General features: G+C 61.7%; 18 protein-coding genes. 6 read left to right on the forward strand and 12 right to left on the reverse strand.

The window, feature by feature from the left end:
* Window positions 1-166: 166 nt before the first annotated feature.
* The 7 genes from K9857_RS03140 to K9857_RS03175 form a co-directional block, all read right to left on the reverse strand.
* Entirely contained in the window at window positions 167-532 is a 366-nt protein-coding gene (locus K9857_RS03140) for a cytochrome c3 family protein (protein WP_224533442.1), read from the reverse strand.
* A gap of 5 nt (window positions 533-537) precedes the next feature.
* Complete coding sequence (locus K9857_RS03145) at window positions 538-1,248, reverse strand: ferric reductase-like transmembrane domain-containing protein (protein WP_224533443.1); 711 nt, start codon at window positions 1,246-1,248, stop codon at window positions 538-540.
* A gap of 376 nt (window positions 1,249-1,624) precedes the next feature.
* A complete protein-coding gene (locus tag K9857_RS03155) occupies window positions 1,625-2,008 on the reverse strand; it encodes a VOC family protein (protein WP_224533444.1) in 384 nt (127 codons plus the stop codon).
* Window positions 2,009-2,061: 53 nt separating this feature from the next.
* Window positions 2,062-2,859, reverse strand: coding sequence for a transporter substrate-binding domain-containing protein (locus K9857_RS03160; protein WP_224533445.1), 798 nt, complete (start codon window positions 2,857-2,859; stop codon window positions 2,062-2,064).
* Window positions 2,860-2,904: 45 nt separating this feature from the next.
* Window positions 2,905-4,074 carry an NAD(P)/FAD-dependent oxidoreductase gene (locus K9857_RS03165; protein WP_224533446.1) on the reverse strand — a complete coding sequence of 390 codons (1,170 nt, stop codon included), beginning with the start codon at window positions 4,072-4,074 and terminating at the stop codon, window positions 2,905-2,907.
* Between the two features lie 4 nt (window positions 4,075-4,078).
* Window positions 4,079-5,737, reverse strand: coding sequence for an FAD-dependent oxidoreductase (locus K9857_RS03170; protein WP_224533447.1), 1,659 nt, complete (start codon window positions 5,735-5,737; stop codon window positions 4,079-4,081).
* Between the two features lie 42 nt (window positions 5,738-5,779).
* A complete protein-coding gene (locus K9857_RS03175) occupies window positions 5,780-7,126 on the reverse strand; it encodes an NAD(P)/FAD-dependent oxidoreductase (RefSeq protein WP_224533448.1) in 1,347 nt (448 codons plus the stop codon).
* Between the two features lie 127 nt (window positions 7,127-7,253).
* On the opposite strand from K9857_RS03175, the gene K9857_RS03180 reads away from it, so the two are divergent.
* From K9857_RS03180 to K9857_RS03190, 3 genes are all read left to right on the forward strand, one after another.
* On the forward strand, window positions 7,254-8,138 hold the full coding sequence (locus tag K9857_RS03180) for a LysR substrate-binding domain-containing protein (RefSeq protein ID WP_224533449.1): 885 nt from the start codon (window positions 7,254-7,256) through the stop codon (window positions 8,136-8,138).
* Between the two features lie 242 nt (window positions 8,139-8,380).
* The gene (locus K9857_RS03185; RefSeq protein WP_224533450.1) at window positions 8,381-9,322 is read left to right on the forward strand and encodes an MBL fold metallo-hydrolase; all 942 of its coding nucleotides are present in this window, start codon (window positions 8,381-8,383) and stop codon (window positions 9,320-9,322) included.
* A gap of 222 nt (window positions 9,323-9,544) precedes the next feature.
* Complete coding sequence (locus K9857_RS03190; protein ID WP_224533451.1) at window positions 9,545-10,060, forward strand: hypothetical protein; 516 nt, start codon at window positions 9,545-9,547, stop codon at window positions 10,058-10,060.
* A 288-nt stretch (window positions 10,061-10,348) separates the two neighbouring features.
* Here K9857_RS03190 and K9857_RS03195 read toward each other — a convergent pair whose 3' ends face one another.
* Both K9857_RS03195 and K9857_RS03200 read right to left on the reverse strand, forming a co-directional pair.
* Window positions 10,349-10,984 carry a response regulator transcription factor gene (locus K9857_RS03195; RefSeq protein ID WP_224533452.1) on the reverse strand — a complete coding sequence of 212 codons (636 nt, stop codon included), beginning with the start codon at window positions 10,982-10,984 and terminating at the stop codon, window positions 10,349-10,351.
* 48 nt (window positions 10,985-11,032) lie between these two features.
* Window positions 11,033-16,501 carry an AAA family ATPase gene (locus tag K9857_RS03200; RefSeq protein ID WP_224533453.1) on the reverse strand — a complete coding sequence of 1,823 codons (5,469 nt, stop codon included), beginning with the start codon at window positions 16,499-16,501 and terminating at the stop codon, window positions 11,033-11,035.
* A 224-nt stretch (window positions 16,502-16,725) separates the two neighbouring features.
* Between K9857_RS03200 and K9857_RS03205 the strand changes: the two genes are divergently transcribed.
* Window positions 16,726-17,118 carry a response regulator transcription factor gene (locus K9857_RS03205; protein WP_224533455.1) on the forward strand — a complete coding sequence of 131 codons (393 nt, stop codon included), beginning with the start codon at window positions 16,726-16,728 and terminating at the stop codon, window positions 17,116-17,118.
* Window positions 17,119-17,430: 312 nt separating this feature from the next.
* On the opposite strand, the gene K9857_RS03210 is transcribed toward K9857_RS03205, so the two are convergent.
* From K9857_RS03210 to K9857_RS03220, 3 genes are all read right to left on the reverse strand, one after another.
* Window positions 17,431-19,626 carry an OsmC domain/YcaO domain-containing protein gene (locus K9857_RS03210; RefSeq protein ID WP_224533456.1) on the reverse strand — a complete coding sequence of 732 codons (2,196 nt, stop codon included), beginning with the start codon at window positions 19,624-19,626 and terminating at the stop codon, window positions 17,431-17,433.
* 147 nt (window positions 19,627-19,773) lie between these two features.
* Window positions 19,774-20,445, reverse strand: a complete 672-nt coding sequence (locus K9857_RS03215) for a DUF3313 domain-containing protein (RefSeq protein ID WP_224533457.1) — start codon at window positions 20,443-20,445, stop codon at window positions 19,774-19,776.
* Window positions 20,446-20,457: 12 nt separating this feature from the next.
* On the reverse strand, window positions 20,458-20,775 hold the full coding sequence (locus tag K9857_RS03220) for a hypothetical protein (RefSeq protein WP_224533458.1): 318 nt from the start codon (window positions 20,773-20,775) through the stop codon (window positions 20,458-20,460).
* Window positions 20,776-20,939: 164 nt separating this feature from the next.
* On the opposite strand from K9857_RS03220, the gene K9857_RS03225 reads away from it, so the two are divergent.
* Both K9857_RS03225 and K9857_RS03230 read left to right on the forward strand, forming a co-directional pair.
* Window positions 20,940-21,650, forward strand: coding sequence for a response regulator (locus K9857_RS03225; protein ID WP_224533459.1), 711 nt, complete (start codon window positions 20,940-20,942; stop codon window positions 21,648-21,650).
* Window positions 21,647-22,981 carry an ATP-binding protein gene (locus K9857_RS03230; protein WP_224533460.1) on the forward strand — a complete coding sequence of 445 codons (1,335 nt, stop codon included), beginning with the start codon at window positions 21,647-21,649 and terminating at the stop codon, window positions 22,979-22,981. The genes K9857_RS03225 and K9857_RS03230 overlap by 4 nt, the downstream gene beginning before the upstream one ends.
* Window positions 22,982-23,137 lie beyond the last annotated feature (156 nt).

Genomic DNA, 23,137 nt, shown 5'->3' on the forward strand with positions numbered 1-23,137 from the left:
TGCGAGGCTCCGGCGCCTAACTCTGGACGCTGAGTTACTTTGGTTGAAAGTGGGACGGACAGTCAGTTGATGAAAATGTCGCCTGACACACCGCATTCGCGAGCAAGCCCGCTCCCACAGGTTTTTGTGTTGGATGCATGGTTTGTGTAAGGCACAAATCCCTCGATTACTCGGGCACACCTGACACGGGCTGGGCGTGACAGCGCTGACACTCTCGAATCGGGCCCGCCGCATGAAACACCTGTACCTGCTTGAGGTGACAATCGCGGCACAAACCATGGAAATCCTGTTCGATGCGCTGCGCCAACTCAGGTGTTTTCTTGTGGCACAACACGCAGCTGCGCTCCCCGGTGGGCGGCGATGGGGCGTGGTCGGCGTAGTCGTGGTGGCAGGTCAGGCAGTTCACCGTGCCGTGCAGTTGATGATTGAAATTGAGCGGCAGCAACGGACGCTCCTGAAGCAATTTCGCGTGACCGGCGCTCAGCAAATAGCCCAGCCCTGCCGTCGCAATCAACACCCAAAAAAGATGCATGCGCTTCATAACGGCAAATCACTGTTGGCCAGCAGTGAATAGCACACCGCCAAGGCCATGGCGAACACCACCATCCCGACACTCAACCAGCTGGCATAACTGGCGGTATGACGCCGCCTCGATCCGCCACCGCGCACCAATGCAGCCCGCGGCAACAGCGGCCTGAAGATCGCCGCGCCGATCAATCCCACCCAAAAGAACCACTTCCACGTCGCTGCGGTGTAGAAACCGGCACTGAGCATATGCACGCTCATCAATACCAGCATCAGCGCCCCCAGCCCGTAGTGCCAGAGTTTGAAATGCCGATGGTTGCGCCACAGCTTCTTGCGAACAGCCGAGAGACTGGTCGGCACGAGCACCAGCAACAACAGGGTCGCCAGGGTGCCGCTCAGCATGGGCCAGGTGGCTGATGGCTTGAGGTAGTCGACCACCTGCGGCTCGCTGACCAGTAGCACGCCCACATGCAACGCCAGCAACAGCGTGGCGGCGTAGCCGAGGTCGCGGTGCAGGTTCATGAAGAACTTGCCGTCGTAGTAAGGCTCGGAGAGTGGGCGGCCGCTGTAGATGAACAACGAAGCCAACAGAATGCCGGCCAGGAACCCTGCCCCATTGGCGAAATCCCAGACGGGATCGATGCCCGGCATCGGGGTCATGAACAACAGCAGCACGAATGGCAATGTGACCAGCAGGGTCAGACGAAGCAGCAATGCAACCACGCTCAGCCTCCTGCCGGGTAGTGCCTTGGGACATTTACTTCAGCTTCGGATTATCGCCAGGATACTTGCGGAACCTTTGAGTCTGGCTGCCAGGCGTGTTGTTGAGCGTGACAATTTGCGCAAGGCAAAAAAACTGTGGGAGCGAGCCTGCTCGCGATAAAGCGTTGGACGCCGCGGGGTGCTGGTTTTGCGCGTTATCGTTGGCGACCATCGCGAGCGGGCTCGCTCCCACAGGTTTCTCTGTCAGCCTGGGTGTTTGTGTAAGCTCACAGTCTCTGTGGGAGCCGGCTTGCCCGCGAAGGCGGCGTGTCAGGCAACGAAGATGTTGACTGGAAGTCCGCTTTCGCGAGCAAGCCCGCTCCCACATTGGATCGAGTTATGCCGGCTTGAAGCAGTAGGCCGCGAGTTTGTTGCCATCCAGATCCCGGGCATAGGCAGCATAGGCATTCGGCGCCCAACCCCGTGGGCCAGGCTGGCCTTCGCAGGTGCCGCCACCGGCCAACGCCGCCGCATGAAACGCATCAATCGCCGCGCGATCCGACGCCTCGAAGCTCACAGTCACACCATTGCCCACAGTCGCCGGCGCACCATTGGCAGGCTTGAGTACGAAGAACGATGGCGCACTTTCACCCCATATCGAGCCGTTGTCTTCCAGGTCAGCGATGCGTTTCTGGCCAAGGGCGCCGAGCACCTTGTCGTAAAAGGTACGGGCTTTTTGCAGATCGTTGGTACCGACAGTGACGTGAGTGAAAACGCTCATTTTTATGCTCTCGTGGGTAGATCCAGGGTGGTTGAATGGGGTTGCTTCAGCTTTCAGTGCGGCCACAGATCGATCGGGAAATACTTCTGTGATATCTGCGTGTACTTGCCCGAGTCATACAACTGGGTGAGCGCCTGATCGATCTGGGTCTTGAGTTCTACGTCGCTTTTGCGCATGCCCGCGCCGACGCCCAGTCCGTATTTCAAAGGGTCCATCTTGACGCTGCCGGTCCCCTTCTCTTCGAAAGCCAAACCGTCCTTGGACTTGAGAAAGTCGATGTCGCCGAGCTTGTCGAGGAACATCACATCGATGCGCCCGGCAATCAGGTCAGCGTTGCAGTCGTCCTGAGTGTTGTAGATGCGGATGTCGGAGGTCTTGCCATAGGCGGTGCGGATGAATTCGGCGTTGGTGGTCGAACCCTGCACGCCGATGGCCTTTCCGGCGAGGCCTTCGGGCGTCAGCGTTACATCGATGTCCTTGGCCGCGACGAAAATGCCGGTGGTTTCATAGTAAGGACGGGAAAACGCGATCACCTTCTGCCGCTCTGGGCTGATGCCCATGGAGTTGAACAGCACGTCGAACTTGTTGGCGATCAACGCCGGAATGATGCCGTCCCACGCCACTTCCTTGATCTCGCACTCGGCCTTCATCTGCTCGCACAGCGCACGGATCAGGTCCGGTTCAAAGCCGGTGAACTGCCCGGTAGGCGTCTTCACCAGAAACGGCGGGTACGGCTCGGCGGCCACGCCAAATCGCAGTTTTTCCTGGGCCGCGCTGGCGGGCGCGGTGAAGGCACACAAAGTCAGGCCGAGGGAGGCCGCCAGGGTCAGGTTGCGCAGTATTCGTTTCATGGTCGATCCTTTTTTTATTGGAGGATGGATTCGAAGAACGTCTTTCTATGCCGCCGGCATCGGCAGCGGCAACCAGCCCTGAATGGTCTGCCAGTCGGATTCGAGGGCGCTGAAACGCGAGAGTGAGAAGGTGGAAAGATCGGCGAAACTGCACGCACCGTCCACGACCAGGTCGCGAATGGCATGACCGCTCGCCGGAGAAAGCCCGAAGCCGACACCGGACATGGTGGCGACGGTGAGGTTGTCCAACGTAGCCGGCCGATCGATGACCGGACGCCCGTCCGGGGTGTTTTCAATGAATCCTGCCCAGCTGCGGATCACCCGTTTGTGAGCGACCTTGGGGAACAGCTCGGCCAGGCGTTTGGCGATGTTGCATTGCAGCGGCGTCGATTGCGGCCGGGCACCGTGCAGGTCCGCCAGATCGACCCACTCATGGGGCCCGCCACCGTAAGCCAGGTTGCCGCGCAGGGTCTGCCGGCCGTACAGGCCATTGCCATCGACACCACCGACGTCGAGCAAAGGCAGCGGCTCGGTGACGATCATTTCCGCCCGCGCCGTGACTAGCGGAATCTCCACGCCCAGTTGCGCCGCCAGCACGCCCGTATGCGGCCCTGCAGCGATCACCAGATGATCACAGGAAATGAGGCCTTGAGCAGTGCGCACGCCGGTCACCCGGTTACCATCGCGCACCACCTCAACTACCGGAGTATGTTCAAGCACGCGCCCGCCCAGGTTCTGCAGCGCCCAGGCGTAAGCCTGCAAGGTGCGATGCGGATTGGCGTGACCGCCGAAGTGGTAGTAGAAACCGGCCAGCACGTTGTCGCCGGCAAAGGGCACCAGTTCGCGCACCTGCTGCGGGTCCAGCAAGTCGACCTGCAAGCCATACCAGGCCGCTTCGTTCACCACCTTCTGATCGAGGGAAACCTGGTGCTCGGTGAGATCGATGCTGATGCGGTCCGGACGATACTCGGTGGGATAACCGAGCAGCTCGTCCATCATCGGCCACAGCCTTTGCTCTTCGACAAACAGCGGGCTGTGGTGATGGGAGCAGCCACCGCCGTTACGCCCCGAAGCGCCCCAGCCGATCAGGCCGGCCTCGAGCACCAGCACGTCGACACCATCCCGGGCCAGCCACCAGGCAGCGCTCAGGCCGGTCACGCCGCCACCGACGATGACCACGGATGCGCTGGCGGCGGATTTTTTAACTGTCTGCATGGTGTCAGCCCTCGTGGTTCAGCGCGGTGGATTGAGGCTCGGTTTCACCTCGACGGCTGGCGACGGTCTGCTCGCCGTTGCACAGCCAGAACGGCGTCCACTGCGATGGCATGTCGAACCAGGCATCCCAGCGGCTGTGCATCTGCGGTGTTTCCTCGACTTGCCCGGCCTGACGCATCGACAGCGGGCGCACCGGCGGACGAAACGAGGCCAGCGCGATGGCCTCGACACCCACACCGGCACCAATGCTGAGCAATGCCGCCACCTGTTCGCGGCAACGGCGGCCCTGGCACGGGCCCATGCAGGCGCGAGTCAGGCGCTTGGTCACGTCCGGATTGGGCGTGTCGTTCTGCATGGTGATTTCCAGCGACGCCGCGGCGGGTGTCCATTGCAGGTATCGCGGGGGTTGCTGTCCGAGAATCTCGTGGGCGGTCACCTCTTCACACTGGCAGACGAAGGGCTGGTTCTGCGCGTGCAGCGTGGTCGCCCTCACCCAGGCCGTGCGGTTGGCGGCAATGTCGCAGACCGGTTGGTCGGGAATCGATGGTTGCTCATCCGGCGCAATGACCGCACCGAGCGCGAGCAACGCGGTGTGCGCGGCGATCCGGCCTTCGCGTCGGGCAATGTCCTCGTCGAGGCTTTTCGACGGCCAGACACCAGCGCAATCGCCAGCCACCAGCACGAAGGGCAACGAAGTGCGTTGCGCAGGATCCGTGTCCGGCACGTGGCCGCCACGGCTGGCCTGGAAGGACATGCGGCAACCCGTGGCTTCCACCAGTTCGATTGCTGGGATGGCTGCCACACCGAGCAGCACCGTGTCGCATTCGATCTCGATCAGGGTGCCTTCAAGCGGGTGGCCGTCGGTGTCGACCCCCACCGCTTTTATGCCCTTGACCCCGAATCCATCGCCAAGCGCCTCGCGCACCACATGCCCGGTCAGCAGTCGAGCGCCCTGCTCCACCAATTGATTAAGCAGCGTTTGATCGCCACTGACCTGCGCAGCCTGCTCGATGATCGCCGCAATCTGCACACCACTGGCGACCAGAGCCTGAGCCGTAACCAGCGCCTGGGTATCGCTACCGACCAGCACCGCGCGCTTGGAGTCCAGCGCCTGATAAACCGTCGCCAAGCGATGCGCCGCACTGACGCCCATCACACCGGGTCGATCCCAGCCGTCGAACGCCAGGCCCATGTCACGCCGGCCCGCGGCGACGATCACCTGTTTGAAGCGCAGCAGCCAGGCGTTGTCTTCATCGGCCAAGCCTGCTACTGCGCCTTCGATCCATGCGGCGGTCGGCTGCTGGGGAAACAGCCCCCAGACCGCCGTGCCAAGCCGCACATCGACGCCGGCTTCAAGCGCTTCTGAAATCTCCGGGCGTGCATCGAGCAAGGTCTGCAGCACGCTATTGCGGTTGGACACCGCCGCGCCCATGCGTCCGCCGAAATGCAGCGGCACTTCCTCGCCCATGGTCTCCAAAGGCACCGGGTTTTCATCCACCAGCGTGACGCGCAGACCATGGCCAATGGCGGTCAACGCCGCCTCCAGTCCCGCAGGCCCCGCGCCGACGATCAGGATGTCGGTCTCGTCGTTGATCGGCGGTGCCTTGCCCGCCAACGAGGCCGGGTCGTAGTAGTTGTTATTGTAGTTTTTGTTGGTAGCCACCGAATTTCCCCTTCAGGTCAGCACCTGGACATGAGCAAACGACTAGAACAACGAAGAAGGCGGCTTGACGTCGCCTTCGGCGAAACGCGACAGACGCAGCTGGCGCATGTCCAGGCCCGGATCGCCCTTGTCGATCCAGTCCGCCAGGGTCTTGCCCACGATCGGCCCCATGGCGAAACCGTGTCCGCAGAACCCGGTGGCGATCGCCAGGCCCCGGGGTGAGGTCTGCGCGTCAATCACCGGGATGCCGTCGGGCAACACGTCGATAGCCCCCGCCCAGCGGTCGGCGATCTGCGTATTGATCTGCCCCGGGAACGCCGCCTTGAGCGAGCGCATGGCGGTGCCCAGACCCTTCTCGTTGGGCTTGATTAGCGGATCGCGCTCGTGAATGCCCTCGCCCAGACGCGAGGCTTGCGACCAAGGCATGCGCTGGTGCAGGTCGGTCAGGCAGGCGCCGTTGAGGTTGAATCGAAACGACTTGCGGTGCGCCCACAGCGACGGCGCGTACCAGTGCAGGGCACGCAGGTGGCCGAGGGTCATGTCGACATCGACATGGGCGTCGTCGGCGATGTTGAAACTGCCGTCCAGGCGCTGGCGAAAACCCACACCATTGGCGATGGTGGAGATACCGCTCAGGGTCGGCCCGGCGGTGGTCCGCGCCACCGTGCCGCGCACCAGTTGCTGCGGTAGTTCGATGCCGAGCATTCGCAACAGGCGAAAGGTGGAGACGCCGGCGGCGCAGATCACGGTTTTCGCCTTCACATAACCGCGCTCGGTTTCCACTCCGACCACCTGGCCGGCGGCGACATCGATGCCCCTGGCGCCACAGTGTTCCACCAGTTGCGCACCCAGTTCGCGGGCGCGCATGGCGAAGGCCCGCGCCACCAGCGTCGGTTCGGCCTGACCGTCGCTGGCGGTGAAAATCCCTCCCAGTTGCTGCACGGCGTAACCCGGCAGCTTGTCGAGCACTTGCCGGGGCGACAGCATCACGGTATCCATCGAAAAGCTGCGCGCGACGCTCAGCCAGGAAGCATAGCCCTCACGTTCTTCTTCGTTGCCGGCGACGAACAGGCAACCGTCGTTGCGCCAGCCCAGGTCGGTTTGCAGCTCACGCTCCAGCGAACGCCAGAGGCCGATGCTGGCCTGCATCAGCGGCACTTCGGCCTCGTCCCGCGATTGCTGGCGCACGAAACCCCAGGCCCGGGACGATTGCTGACCTGCCAGCAGGCTTTTTTCCAGCAGCAGCACCTTGCTGCCCGCCTTGCTCAAGTAGTACGCGCTGGCACAGCCCATCAGGCCGCCGCCGATGATCACCACATCGACTTCATGGGGCAGTGGATGGTCCTGAAGCGCCGATACACCGGCCAAAGCTGCAACTGGAGTGTTCATGAGGGAATTCGCCGAGTTGAGAATGACGCGTAGCGCAGCGTCGAGGTTTGAGCTAAGAATGTGCCCCGGCACACTGAAATTACAGTGATGTCTGCGCATTAATTCCATGTGAGGAACGCATAGAAACATGAGCCGCCAACTGCCCTCGATCGAGCTTTTGCAGGCATTCCTGACGGTTGCCAAGACCGGCAACTTCGGCAAGGCGGGCGAGCAGCTCAACCTCAGCCAGAGCGCGGTGAGCCGCCAGGTCGCGCAGCTGGAGGCGCGCCTGGACACCCGCCTGTTCGAACGGCACACCCGCCGGATCGTGCTGACCGCCGAAGGCCGCTCGCTGGTGCCGGTGGCCGAACAGGTCATCGGTCTGCTGTCGGATGCCTCGCACATGCTGTCCACCGTGGGCCGCAGCGTCAGCCTGCGGGCGCATCCGACCATGGCCGCGCGCTGGTTGATTCCCAGGTTGACGGCGTTCTATCGCGAACACCCGCAGGTGACCGTCAGCGTCGACACCGTGTATCACCGCTTCCCGGATTTCGCTTTCGAATCGGTCGACGCGATGATCGCCTACGGCACCGCCACCTGGCCCGACTTCGAGGCGCTGGAGTTGTGGGAGGAAGAATTGATTCCGGTGTGCTCGCCGCAGCTTCTGGAGGGCACGACAGCGAAGGAATTGCTCAAGAGCGCGCGACTGGTGGATTCGAGCATGGATCGGCTGGATTGGCGGCGGTGGGAGGAGTATTACCCCGGCTCAACCGGGCCGGATAATTCGCATTTGACCTTTGATACGCTGGAGTCGGCCATTGTCGCGGTGAAGTGTGGTCAGGGGATTGCCCTTGTCGACGCGGTGCTGACCCAGGATGAGTTGCTCAATGGGCAACTGGTTCGGGTGCATGATGGGCGCATCGTCACCGGCGGGCGCTATACCCTGGTTTATCCCCGGCGGGTGAAACACTCCAGCGGCTTTTCCGAATTTCTGGGTTGGCTGGAACAAGCTGTCGAAAACCGGACTCTGTAGGAGCGAGCATGCTCGCGATGGAGGCGCAGGCACCGCGGGGTATCAGGCAGCCAGCGTCATCGTTAACGACCATCGCGAGCATGCTCGCTCCTACAGGGGTAGACACCGAAAATTCCCAACCGAAGTGCTTAGTGCCATCACGCTAAGGTGCATCCCCGCTATACCCGGGGATGATATCGATGGCGATCCCGTCCCCTCACACTCTCCCCATGGGCAAATCGCCCCTCACCAGGAGAGTGACCATGACTACGTACCTGAACCATTTCGCCCAGAAGACTGATGCCCAGCCTGTCTCGCAAGCCCAGTCGGCCGAGTATCAGATCCCTTCGCGCTACGCCGTGCGGGTTGGCGATATCGACGTTATGGTGATCAGCGACGGCGTCCTGCCGCTGCCGACCGAAACCATGTCCACCAACGCCGACCCGGAAGCGCGCAAGGCGTGGTTCAAGCAGATGTTCCTCGGCCCCGACGCCTTCGACTGGGCGCTGAATGTGCTGGTGGTGCGCAGCGGCGAGCAGATCATCCTGGTCGACGCGGGTCTGGGCGGTCAGTTCCCCGGCTTCCCGCGCGCCGGGCAGTTCCCGAAACGCCTGGCGGCGGCCGGTATCGATCTGGCGTCCGTCACTGACATCGTGATCACCCACATGCACATGGACCACATCGGCGGGCTGCTGGTGGACGACGTGAAAAATAAACTGAGCCCGGACGTGCGCATCCACGTGGCGCAAACCGAGGTCGACTTCTGGTCCGAACCCGACTTCACCCACACCGACATGCCGGCACCGGTACCTGATGTGCTGCGGGCAACCGCCAATGCCTTCATCAAAGAGTTTTCCAGCAAGGTGCGCACCTTCGAAGACCAACACGAAGTGGCGCCAGGCGTGGTCGCCAAGATGACCGGCGGCCACACCCCGGGGCACTGCGTGGTCTACGTGCAATCGGGCGGCGAAAAGCTGACCTTCGCCGGCGACGCCCTGTTCCCGGTCGCCTTCGAACACCCGGACTGGCACAACGGCTTCGAACATGACCCTGAAGAATCGGTACGCGTACGGGTCCGTCTGATGCAAGAAGCGGCGGCGAGCGGTGAATTGTTTGTTGCAACGCACCTGCCCTTCCCGTCCGTTGGCCGGGTGGCGCTGGATGGTGATGCGTTTCGTTGGGTCGCGGCGTTCTGGGATTTCTAATCGTTAGCTGATGATTTAACAGGCGATGTGCTGAGGGGGTTATCCCCTCAGCACTGATAGGTGCAAGGCACAACTTTCAAGTACTACATTTAGTTCAGTTTAGTAACTCAGACAAATAACCCTGAATTCCCGCCAAACCCTGTTTCCGCGTTTGACTGGCTACACGTTTTAAAAAACAATCCTCGAACTTCCCCCAAACTTTGCCGCACAGGACTGTACGACATGAATTCGATTACAGGGACTTCCTTTAACCACAATGCAACTCATACAAGAGAGTTGCAGTTGAACATACCGACAGCACAACCGGTGAAAGCGGCCACCGAGCCAGCCACCGCACCAACGTCCATGCCGCCCCGGGAATCGGTCAAGGTCAACCTATCGCTGGAAGGCCTGAAGGCCTCTGCTTCATCCTCGGACACCAAGGCTTCGCCGGCAAAGGACGACGCCAAAATGGTGGAAAAAATCCGCAAGCAGATGCAGGAACTCCAGGAAAAGATCCAGGAACAGCAGGCGCAGTTGCAAGCGGTGGAAGCCAACCGAAACCTGTCCCCCGAAGAAAAGGCGCAGCGCGTCAGTGCAATCAACCAGGTATTGGCCGGCCTCAACAGTTCGCTGGCAAGTGCAACCGCACAGTTGATGTTGGCACTTAAAGGAACACCGGAAATGAAAGGTGGCGATGCGATACAGCCAATGCCTTTCGTTCGCCATGAAGAAACAGCGCCGCCAACTAACAGCTGAACTTCCCACCTATATTAATCGACACCCCTCCCCTCTGTAGGAACGAGCTTGCTCGCGATGGTGGTTAACGATAACGCGGGGCATCAGAATACCTGCGTTATCCGGAAGTTCATCGCGAGCAGGCTCGCTCCCACAATGGGTTTGGGTACATTCGCGAATTCGGGTCGGCTACCAGGCCGCCTTCGCGAGCAAGCCCGCTCCCACAGTGGTCAGGTGTTCATCCGTGAAATCGGGTCGGCTTCAAGGCCGCCTTCGCGGGCAAGCCTTGCTCCTACAGAGGAATGTTGGCTATGCCCTTTCCAAGGCCTCAGCCATCCGCACCAAATCCGCGAAGGATTTGGCATGCATCTTCTTCATGGCATGAGAACGATGAATCTTGATCGTAATTTCACTCAGATTCATCTGCCCCGCGATCTGCTTGTTCATCAGCCCCTTGACCGCCAGCGCCATGACCTCCTTTTCACGGGGAGTCAGGGACTGGTAGTCGGCATGCAGATTGGAAGTCTGCTGCTCCACCTCGCGACGTTTGATATCGCTCTGCAGCGCGGCAGATACCGCATCCAGCAGATCCTGTTCACGAAAGGGCTTGGCCAGGAAATCCACGGCACCGGCTTTCATCGCCTTGACCGACATCTCGATGTCGCCATGGCCGGTGATGAAAATGACGGGAATGCTGGAATGCGAATCGACCAGCTGACGCTGAAAGTCCAGGCCACTGCTGCCCTGCAGGCGCACATCCAGCACCAGACAGCTGGCACCGTCGGTTTTGGAACGCTGAAGAAATTCCGCCGTCGAGGCAAAGGTTTCGACCCGCATACCGGCCGAGCGCAACAGGTTGCTGAGCGCATCGCGAATGGAGGCATCATCGTCCACCACGTAAACAATGGAAGCATTGTTTTGCGACTCATTGAACGGAGCATTCATGCACGACACTCTTCAACAAAGGGTGGAAAAAAGTGTAGCACAGTGCCTTTACTGCACGACCGGCAGCGTGAACTGAACAGTCGCACCGCGCGGCTGATTGGCGCTTGCCCATAGCCGCCCGCCGTGGGCCTCGATGATCGAACGGCAGATCGACAAGCCCATGCCCAGCCCAGTGGCCTTGGTGGTGTAGAACGAGATGAACACCTGATCAGGGTTCTCCGTGGCAAAACCCGGCCCCGAATCGCTGACGCTCACCAGCAGGTACCCCTCCTCCCCCGGCACCGCGCTGATCTGCAGTTGACGCTCGCCTTGCGGGGTCGCGCCCATCGCCTCCAGCGCATTCATGATCAGGTTGAGCAGCACCTGTTGCAGCTCCACACGATCACCGACGATCAGTTGCAAGCCGTCGCTGAGTTGGGTCTGCAATGTCACGCCGTTTTTCATGATCTGGCCACGGGTGAACTCGATCATCTCGCCAATGGCCACATTGATGTCCAGCGGGCCTTTCTGCGGCGGCGCCTTGCGGATATGCCCGCGAATACGCCCCAGCACATCGGCGGCGCGGTTGGCATCCTGGATCAACCGGGCGAGCACTTGACGGACCTCGTCGAGCTCCGGCGGCTGGATGTTCAGCCAGCGCTGTGCGGCATTGGCGTTGAGGATCGCCGCGGCAATCGGCTGGTTGACCTCGTGTGCGATCGACGCCACCAGCTGCCCCATGGTGGCGACGCGGTTGGCGTGGGCCAGTTCGGTCTGCACCTCGCGATAACGCCGCTCGCTCTCACGGATTTGCTCTTCCGCCTGCTTGCGCTCGGTCAGGTCCAATACGAAGGCGACCCCTTCCTTGCTGTCGGCTTCGAACATGGCCAGGCCGACGATCACCGGCAGCGTGCTGCCGTCTTTCTTGAAGTACTCCTTCTCGAAAGGTTGTGCATGACCGGTGCGTACCGCTTGCAGCATGGATCGCTCGCTGACTTCCCGATACTGGGGCACTGTCAGATCGCGCCAGCGTAGCCGACCCGAAACCAGGTCCTCGCGACTGAAGCCGAGCATGCGCAGGAAAGCATCGTTTGCCTCGACAATGTCGCCATCGGCATTCCAGACCACAATGCCGATGATATTGGCGTCCACCAGACGGCGGATCTTCGATTCGCGCTCGGCAACCTCACGGTACAACCGGGCGTTCTCCAACGAGATGGCCGCCTGTGACGCCACCAGTTTCAGCACGGCGATCCGGTTGGGGCTGAACACCCGGGCGGTCAGGTTGTTCTCCAGATACAGCGCGCCGACCAGCTTGGCCTGGTTCATCAACGGCAGGCAAAGGATCGAGCGGGCGCGCTGCTCGCGTACGTAAGGATCAGCGGCGAACGACGATTCGATGATGGCGTCGTCCAGAACGATGCTCTCGCGGGTGCGCAGGACCTGGAAAAGCACGGACTGCGGCAGCAGCTGCGCACTGATCGGCGCATCGCGCAGTTGCGTGGTGTCATCGCCGGTGGTCACCTGGGCGGCGATCCGGTGCTCGCCGGCATCCGACAGAATCAACAGGCCACGTTCGGCACCGGCCTGTTCGATAGCGGTGAACATGACCATGTCGATCAGCTTTTCCAGAACGATTTCGCCCGACACCGCCTGGGAGACCTTGAGCACGGTCGCCAGATCCAGGTGCTCGACCGCCGTGGCCATGGTGGTGGTCGGGCCGAGGGTGTGTTCCTCGGTGCGCAGCGACGGATACTTCGCGTCCAGCTGGCGCACCTTGCCATCGGCACCCCAGCGCAGATAGCCGTAGCGGGCATCCTGCAGATAGACCCGGGCGATCTTGCCCAGTCCCCGCGCTGCATAGAAGCGCGACGCCAGCTCGTTGCCCAGCGCCTCGACATGGATGAAACCGCTGTTCTGCGCCAGGTTGATGGCTTGCTCGTATAGCTTCTCGGCATCCACCACGCGCCCTTCGACACGGGCGATCTCGGCCGCGATCAACGCCGCCCGGCTGGCGAAATTCTCTGGACACTGTTGCGCCCAGCCATGCAACTGCTGGTAATCGACACCCATGGCGGCCAGATGCGGCGCTTGCTCGCTCGGTTCGATGCCGTCACAACAGGCCGCCCGGGCCAGCGCGTCGTAGAAGTAGTACTCGGCCTCCTCGAAGAACCCCTGGCATACCCAGAGCAACTGCCGCGCCTTGTCGGCGGCCTGCATGGCGGCTTCAGGTTCGCCGGCCATGTAACGGGCCTGGAGTTTACGCACCCAGTACAGACACTCGGCCAGCACCAGATCCGGGGTGCTGGACAGATGCGCTTCGGTGTCGGCTTCGTTGAATTCGCCCTCTTCCAGACGCCCGAAAGTCGGGGTCAGGCCGCGCAGCATGCGGATCTGCACCAGTTGCGTGGAGATGAAATCGGTCACCAGGCCGAAGCGCACTTTGCGCGCGTAGGCCAGGCCCTGTTCGGCCTCGCCCTGTACCTCGGGCAACGGCTCGCCGGCGAACAGCAGATCGGCGGTGAGGTTGTTGCCGGCATAGGCCCCGTAGGGCAGATCGCCGATCCGGTTGGCCGCCACGAACGAGCGACGTAACAGGTCCCGGCACTGCGCCACGGGGCGCATCCAGCGCACGGCAAAACAGGAGAAACACAGATAGGTGCTGGCTTCGAACCGAGTCAGCCCGCGTTGCTCGACCAGATCACAACCCAGCTGTCCGAAGCGGAACCCCACCTCATGGTCGCCGAAGCGCGGACCGGCCACCCGAAAGACATTGGCATAGAGCACGCAGGAGGCGTCGCAGTTACCCCATTCAAGGCTCATGCTGACCGCCTTGCAGATCGACAGGCACGACAGGTTGGTATCGGTCTGCAATGCCGGGGCGAAGAGTTTGCCCAGGGCGCTGACGGTCACCAGGGACGTGGCGTCCTCCATCAACGGCAGGTCAATAAGGTCTTCGATGACCCGGTCACCCAGCATTTCGCCGATGCGGTCGTACTCGCGACGCACATCATCGTCGCTCGGATGCGCCGACCATTCGATTCCCACATGCCGCAGGTAGTCCAGACAGACCGCGACCGAGGCATCGCTGCGATCGAGCAGCAAGTAAACGTCCATGTGCAGACAGGCGACATTGGCGCGCTCGATCACGGTCGTGGCGCGCCCGGCCAGCGCGGTCAGGCGCTCGTCGGCGATGGCGAGCTGGCCGGTGAGGAACTCGCATTCGGCGCGGTTCAATTCCAGGGCGAAGCTCAGCCCGTTGCGCCGCGTCCAGCAATCCTCGCCCAACAGCTGGGCACCGGTGGTGAGGTAGTTGAGTGCCGAAGCGTAGGCCGACGACGCCTTGGCGCGCTGGCCGGCGATCAGGTTGAATTCGGCCAGTTGCTCGCGCTCGCGCAAATCGGTGAGCAAGGTCGCACCGCGATTGAGCTGGCCGACGATTTCGAAAATCGCCTCTTCCACGCCCTGGGCCGGTGTCTGCGCCGCCAGTAGCCGGCCGATCCGCAGATGCGCCTGGGCCCGCGATTCCCTCGGGATCAGCGAATAGGCGGCTTCATGAATACGGTCGTGAACGAAGGCATAGGCACCGTCCAGGCGTTCGACCAGTTCCTGGCGAATCGCCTCCCACAACACCGTGCGCAGCTGTGTCTTGGGTACTTCCATGGCGGTGGCCAGGGCGTTGATTCCGGCCACGTTGCCCAGACAGGCGAGCTGCTGCAACGCGTGCTGGGTATCGGCTGGCAGGCGGGTCAGCTTGTCGACCATCAGGTCGACGATGTTGTCGGTGTAGCCCTTGGCGTGGATGCGATCCGGGTCCCAGAACCAGCGACTCAAGTGGTGATCGAACGTCAGCAGCTGTTCATCGGCCAGGGTTTGCAGGAACTGGATGACGAAGAATGGATTGCCGGCGGTCTTGTCCAGCACCAGCTGCGCCAATGGCTCGACCCGCGGAATCTGGTCATCGAGCGCTTCGGCGATCAATTGTTCGATGTGGTTCTTGGCCAGCGGCGCCAGAGTGATTTCATCGATCCTGCCGCCGGCCTTGCGGATGGCCTCGATCTTCAGCGACAGCGGATGCCCGGCGTCCACCTCGTTGCTGCGGTAGGCGCCGACGAGCATCAGGTGGCGGGTGTCCGAGCTGATCAACAGATCCTCGAGCAGGTCGAGGGTTGCCGCGTCGAGCCATTGCAGGTCGTCGAGAAACAGGGCCAGCGGATGATCGGCCTGGGCGAACACCCCGATGAAGTGCCGCAGCACCAGCAGGAAGCGGCGTTGCGCCTGCTGCGGGTCCAGCGCCGGAACAGGTGGCGGCTCGCCGATGATCAGCTTGAGCTCGGGAATCAGGTCGGTGATCAGGCGCGCGTTGGGCTCCAGCGCTTGCTGCAAGGCGTCTCGCCATTCGGCCAGTTCCGTGTCGCTCTTGCCCAGCAAGGTGCGGACCAGGCTCTGGAACGCCTGCACCAGGGTCGAATAGGGTATGTCGCGGCTGTATTGATCGAACTTGCCGGAAGCGAAGAGCCCGCGCGGCGGAACCAGCACCTTGTGCAGCTCGTTGACCACCGAGGACTTGCCGATGCCGGAATAGCCGGTGACCAGCACCAGCTCCGGTGTGCTGCTGGTGATGATCCGGTTGAACGCGCTCACCAGGGTGTCGACTTCACGCTCGCGTCCGTAGAGCTTTTCGGGAATCAGCAGTCGGTCGGAAGCGCCGTGTTCGCTGAGGGTGAAGGGCTTGATCTGGCCGGTCTGTTGCCATTCGGTCAGGCAGCGGCGCAGATCATGCTCTAGCCCGGCGGCGGTCTGATAGCGCTCTTCGGCAGTCTTGGCGAGCAATTTCCTGACGATGTCGCAGAGTACATGGGGAATGCTCTCGACCCTGGAACGGGCCGGCACCGGTTTTTTCGCGATATGGCAATGCACCCATTCGATCGGATCGACGGCGGTGAACGGCAGCGTGGCGGTGAGCATGTGGTAGAGGGTCACGCCGAAGGAATACAGGTCGCTGCGCGAATCGATCGAGCGATTCATCCGCCCGGTCTGCTCGGGTGCCATGTAGGCCAGGGTGCCGGCGATGGTCTCGGGTGCCTGGCGCTCGCGCGGCAGTTGCGAAGCCAGGCCGAAGCCGGTGAGCCTCGCCTGGCCGTCGGAGCAGTTGACCAGGATGTGGCTGGGCTTGATGTCTTTGTGGACGAGGCCGCGCTGGTGAAGTTTGCCGATCGCGACGGCGATGCTGATGGCGTGATGCAGGAAAATAGAGGTCGGCATGGGCGTCGTCAGCAACTGCACCAGGGGCTCGCCACCCGGATCTTCCAGCACCAGCTGGACCTGGCCGCTTTCGCGCACGATCTCCAGCGGTCGAACCGCCCAACTGCCGTCGAGTTCGTCCTTGAGGGCAAATTCGTGGGAGAGACGGCCAAGGCAGGCCGGGAGCGGTTGCTCGGCGGCGGGTCGCGTGACCAGCACCGTGCTTTCGCCAGCGGCACCCGAGCGAACTTCGCGACAGAAGATACGCTCACCGTCGTCCCATAGTATTTGCATGCTGATATCCATCTGAATTGGAAAAAACCAGTCAGTTGCGCCACAACACTGTAGCAGGCCGGGGAACAGCGCCCCCTGCCGTCTGATCAATCACCAAAGATGGCATTGAATGAGGTCTGCTACATCAACACATAGATCTTAGCGACCTATACCTAGATATGATTTTTCCTCGACAAAGACCGCGTATGGTGTAGGGACACCGGGCGCAGTAACGAGCAAATTCAATGACGCAAGACACTCAAACACGCACTGCAGCGAACATTGCAGTTGTGGATGATGACGATTCGGTTCGCGGAGCCCTGGAAAGCCTGTTGCGCTCCAGCGGCTACAAGACCCGGACCTATTGCAGCGCGCTGGAGTTTCTCGGCGCCAACGCCTTGGCTGAAACCGATTGCCTGGTGTCCGATATCCAGATGCCGGGCATGAGTGGTGTGGAGATGTTCGAGCAACTGATTGCGACAGGCATTCACATCCCCACGATATTGATCACCGCCTACCCCGCCGCCGCCCCGCCCCCGAGCGCTCACTCACCGGAACTGATCGCCTGCCTGCCCAAACCCTGCGACGCCGACAAGCTGTTGAATTGCATTGAGGCTGCGCTTTCCCGGCGTCATTGATCGCCGGGACTGAGCTTATCCCTGCCCACAGGTTCCGCGGTTCAACGCCAAAATTGTGAACGACACAAACCCCTGTGGGAGCGTGGCTTGCCCGCGAAGGCGTCAGACCAGCCACCACAGATGTTGAATGTGCCGGCCTCTTCGCGAGCAAGCCCGCTCCCACAAGTTCCGCGGTTCACCGCCAAAATTGTGAACGACGCAAACCCCTGTGGGAGCGGGCTTGCCCGCGAAGGCGTCAGGCCGGCCACCACAGATATTGGATGTGCCGGCCTCTTCGCGGGCAAGCCCGCTCCCACAGGTTTGGAGGTTTGGTCAGCGGGTCAGATTGGCCCGGGCGCTGTGCAGCTTTTTGTAGCTGTCGATCAGGCGCAAATGGCGGTCCAGGCCTTCGAGTTTCATGCTGGTCGGAGTCAGGCCGTAGAAGCGGACGCTGCTGTTGACCGAGCCGATGGCGGCGTCCATGCGCTCGTTGCCGAACATCCGGCGGAAGTTGGCTTCGTAATCCTCCAGTTCCAGATCCTCGTCCAGTTCCATCTCCAGCACCGCATTCACCGCCTGGTAGAACAACCCACGCTCGACCGTGTTGTCGTTGTACTGCAGGAAGGTCTCGACCGCCTCTTTTGCCTCTTCAAACTGCTGCAACGCCAGGTAAATCAGCGCCTTCAACTCAAGAATCGTCAGCTGCCCCCAGGCCGTGTTGTCGTCGAACTCGATGCCGATCAGCGTGGTGATGTCGGTGTAGTCGTCCAGCTCGCTCTCCACCAGACGCTCCACCAGATCCTTCAACCCGGCTTCGTCCAGGCGATGCAGGTTGAGGATGTCTTCGCGGAAGAACAGCGCCTTGTTGGTGTTGTCCCAGATCAGGTCGTCGACCGGATAGATCTCCGAATAATCCGGCACCAGGATGCGGCAGGCCGTGGCACCGATGTGCTCGTAGACCGCCATGTACGATTCCTTGCCCATGTTTTCCAGAATGCCGAATAAGGTGGCGGCTTCCTGGGCGTTGGAGTCTTCGCCCTGGCCCGAGAAGTCCCACTCGACGAACTCGTATTCAGGCTTGGCACTGAAGAAGCGCCACGACACCACACCGCTGGAATCGATGAAGTGCTCGACGAAGTTGTTCGGCTCGGTCACCGCGTGGCCTTCGAAAGTCGGCTGCGGCAGGTCGTTCAAGCCTTCGAAACTGCGGCCCTGCAGCAGTTCGGTCAGGCTGCGCTCCAGCGCCACTTCCAGACTCGGGTGTGCGCCGAACGAGGCGAATACGCCGCCGGTGCGCGGGTTCATCAAGGTCACGCACATCACCGGGAACTCGCCGCCCAGCGACGCATCCTTGACCAGCACCGGGAAGCCCTGGGCTTCAAGGCCCTCGATACCAGCGACAATACTCGGGTACTTCGCCAGCACTTCGGCCGGCACGTCCGGGAGTGCGAATTCACCTTCGATGATTTCGCGCTTCACCGCCCGCTCGAAGATCTCCGACAGGCACTGCACCTGGGCTTCGGCCAGGGTGTTGCCGGCACTCATGCCGTTGCTCAGGTAGAGGTTTTCGATCAGGTTGGACGGGAAGTACACCACCTCGCCGTCGGACTGGCGCACGAACGGCAGCGAAACGATGCCGCGGGATTCATTGCCGGAGTTGGTGTCGAACAGGTGAGAACCGCGCAGCTCGCCATCGCGGTTGTAGATCTTCAGGCAGTACGCGTCGAGGATTTCCTTGGGCAGCTCGTCCTTGCGCCCAGGCTGGAACCAGCGCTCGTCCGGGTAATGCACGAACGGCGCGTTGGCGATGTCTTCGCCCCAGAACTGGTCGTTGTAGAAGAAGTTGCAGTTCAGACGCTCGATGAACTCGCCCAGCGCCGAAGCCAGCGCGCTTTCCTTGGTCGAGCCCTTGCCGTTGGTGAAGCACATCGGCGAATGGGCATCGCGGATATGCAGCGACCAGACGTTGGGCACGATATTGCGCCAGGAAGCGATTTCGATCTTCATGCCAAGGTCGGCGAGGATACCCGACATGTTGGCGATGGTCTGCTCCAGCGGCAGGTCCTTGCCGACGATGTAGGTGCCACCTTCGGACGTCGAGTTCGGCATCAGCAACGCCTGGGCGTCGGCGTCGAGGTTTTCCACCTCTTCGATCACGAACTCCGGACCGGCCTGCACCACCTTCTTCACGGTGCAGCGGTCGATGGAACGCAGGATGCCCTGACGGTCCTTGTCGGAGATATCGGCCGGCAGCTCGACCTGGATCTTGAAGATCTGGTTGTAGCGGTTTTCCGGGTCGACGATGTTGTTCTGCGACAGGCGAATATTGTCGGTTGGGATGTTGCGGGTCTCGCAGTACAACTTCACGAAATAGGCGGCACACAACGCCGAGGAAGCCAGGAAGTAATCGAACGGCCCCGGCGCCGAGCCATCGCCCTTGTAGCGGATGGGCTGATCGGCGATCACCGTGAAGTCGTCGAACTTGGCTTCAAGTCGAAGGTTGTCGAGAAAGTTGACCTTGATTTCCATGGGGGAACACCAGAATAGCGAGCTAAGCGAAATTGGCCGCCATTATCCGGTTTTTCAGCGGCAAGTCTCGTGCTTTTCCTCGGCGGCCGCTGACCGGTTCCACGGGACTTGCCCTGCGCGGGGCTGCCCGCGCAGGGTTGAAGCTGCCTATTTGCGAATCGCGGTATAGGACTCGCGCAAGTCACTGGCCCAACCGTCGAGCACCACCTTGACGTCATCCGGGGTCAGGACCTGCTTGTCATCGTCCAGCGCCAGGCCTGTGCCCATACGCACAACCTCGGCCACCACTTCCCCCGTCGCACCGTCTTCGAAAGACACTTCGGTGGCGATTTCGCTGTCCTGGTCGCGGATACCGGTGGCCGTGCTCACCCCCGCCGCGACCAGCGTCACCGGCAGCCATTCATAGAACTTCAGACCCTGGGGACTGGCTGCCACCCGGGTAATCGCGGGCCTGACGATCAGGGTGTCGGAATCCGGTTTGGTGACCAGAGGCAGCATCTTGCTCAGCTCGGATCGCAAGGCCGCATCGTAGTAGTCGGTCACCCCGGACAGCGTGCTCAGGGGAATCCGCTCGGTCGGCTCAGGGCCCGGGTAGAACTGGCTCGGCGCCAGATAGACCGTGGTGTAGCGGCCGCGCTTCACTGCGGGGCTGACCCAGCTCAACACGGTCTGGCCGGACGGCGCCTTGTGCTCCGACAACAGGCTGTAGTCATACAGAAAGCCGGTATACATTTCAGGGGTGACTTTTTTGCTGCTGCAGGCCGACAGGGTCAGGGTGGCCGCGAACAACAGCGACAGCGAGCGAAGGGTTCTGATCATGGTGATTCCTTATCAGGCGTGGACGTGAAATTGGGCGTGAGGGGCGTCTTCCGAACACTCGATGCGCAACTGGCCATGGGTCATGATCCAGTGGATGAACTCGGTGGTCGGGATGGAGTGGATGTATTCCACCCAGTGGGAGCCTTCCGGGCTGTAGCGCTCGAAGTAACGGCGCATGACGATCTGGCTCTGATCGCTGGCCAGCCCCAGGCACGTCTCCTGGAACAGGATCGACTTGTCGCCCCCGGGCAATGCGGTACGTTGAGTGAGGATCAGGGGACGCTCGGTGTTGCGCCCCGCAGCGGTCGGAATGCCGTTTAAAACCTTCATGAATACCTCCGTCAATGGAATGCCGGCAGGGTGAAGGAAGGTTTTTGCCTGAGGATGTCCGCTTGATGTCTGTGTTGCAGGAATGTTGCTCGATTGAAATATATGACCCGGGCATCGAAATGGTTTTAGATGCCCTCCTTTTTTGAGCCCTGGACCCGGTAACCGTGAGCAGACTGCTGATCGTCGACGACGATATGGAAATTCTGTCCCTGCTGAAGAAGTTCTTCGTTCAGCACGCCTATGAGGTGGAGGTGGCGCCTCACGGCGAGGCCATGTGGGCGGCGATCGCGCAGAACCGGCCGGACACCATCATCCTCGACGTGATGCTGCCCGGCGAAAGCGGCCTGAGCCTGTGCCAGAAAGTGCGGGCGCAGACCGGGATCCCGATCATCATGCTGACCGCCATGGCCGAGCTGAGCGATCGCATCGTCGGCCTGGAACTGGGGGCCGACGACTACCTGACCAAACCCTTCGCGCCCCAGGAACTGCTGGCCCGGGTCCGCGCCCTGCAACGTCGCGCCGGTGAACAGAAAAGCCCGGTCGGCGAGCCATCGCGGCCGGTCAGCAGCTTTGCCGGCTGGCACCTGGATATCACCTGCCGCGAGTTGCGCTCCCCCGACAACGTGATGATTCCGCTGTCCGGTGGCGAATTCGACCTGCTGGTGGTGTTCCTCGAAAATCCCCAACGCATCCTCACCCGCGAGCAACTGATCGACCTGACCCACGGCCAGGGCCACGACGCCTTCGATCGCAGCATCGATGTGCAGGTCAGCCGACTGCGACGCAAAATCGAACCGGACAGCAAGCGCCCGGACCTGATCCGTACCGTGCGCAACGGAGGTTATATGTTCACCGCCAAGGTCACTCGCTCGTGATCGGCCGGATGTTTCGCCGCGACACCCTGAGGCGCCGGATTGCCCTGACCATTGTCGCCGCGATGGCCGCGTCCTTGACCCTCAACGCCCTGTTCGTGCAGGTCGCCGGCACCTGGGCCCGGCCACCCATCGAGCGCACCGGCCTGCTGGAACAGATTGCCGTGACCACCCGGCTGATCGAGGGGGCGCCAACGGCGTTGCGTGCGCAATTGGCGAGCGCGGCGAGCAATCCCATGCTCGAGGTGGCCTGGGGTACTGATCGCGACGCGTTCGGCCTGCCCACGGGCGGGGCACTGGTCGAACCCCGCAAGGTGCCGGTGCTGCACGAGTTGCTGGGAGATGATCGGGACATGGAGGTGTTCAATCCCGCAGATTGGCCGGAAAACAGTGCCCAGGCGCATTACGTCGCGCTGGTGCGGCTGGTCGATGGCAGCTGGTTGACCTTCACCCCGCCCGAACGAAGCTGGGGTCTGGACACCGGCACGCGAATCGCGGTGATCATCGCCCTGGGGCTGATCGCTACGCTGCTGGTGGCCTGGATCGCCACGCGTCAGCTGGCGAGTCCCCTGCAACGCTTCGCCGGCGCCGCGCGGCGCTTCGGCGGCGACCTGAGCGCGCCGCCCATCGCCATCGAAGGTCCCCACGAAATACGCCAGGTGATCATCGCCTTCAACACCATGCAGGCGCAGATCCAGCACTTCATCGGCGAACGCACGCACATGCTCGCCTCCATCTCCCATGACCTGCGCGCGCCGTTGACGCGCATGCGTCTGCGCAGCGAGTTCATGGAAGACCTGGACCATCAGCGCAAAATGATTCGCGACATCGAAGAGATGCAGTCGATGATCAACGCGGCCCTGGCGTTCTTCCGCGAAGACACGCACCTGGAGCAATCCACGGCGTTCGACCTCTCGGAGTTGCTGCAGACCATCATTGATGACTTCCGCGATCAGGGCATCAACATCGACTTCACCGGCCCCGCGCATTGGGTGTACGACGGCCGGCCGCTGGGGATCAAGCGTGTGGTGGTCAATCTGCTGGAGAATGCGGTGAAGTACGGACTGCACCCGGGCGCTGCGTTGAAATTCGATGATGATTGGGTGTGCATTGAGGTCAGCGACGAGGGTCCGGGGATTCCCGAGGAGGCGCTGCAGCGGGTGTTCGATCCGTTCTTCCGCCTGGAAAGCTCACGTAATCGGGATACCGGTGGAGTTGGGTTGGGGCTTTCGGCTGCCAGGGCGATTGTGCGCGAACAGGGTGGGGAGTTGAGTTTGAGTAATCGCAGTGGTGGGGGTTTGCTGGCGCGGGTGGAGTTGCCGCGTAACAGATAAGCGTGATTTCGACTTTTCAGGGCGACGCGCCCCCTGTAGCAGCTGGCGAAGCCTGCGTCCGGCTGCGCAGCAGTCGCAAAACCTGAATGCGAGGTCTACCTGAAACACCGCACTGCCTGATTTCACGACTGCTGCGCAGCCGGACGCAGGCTTCGC

Origin of the sequence: Pseudomonas sp. REP124 (assembly GCF_020164475.1) — a bacterium.
GTDB lineage: Bacteria > Pseudomonadota > Gammaproteobacteria > Pseudomonadales > Pseudomonadaceae > Aquipseudomonas.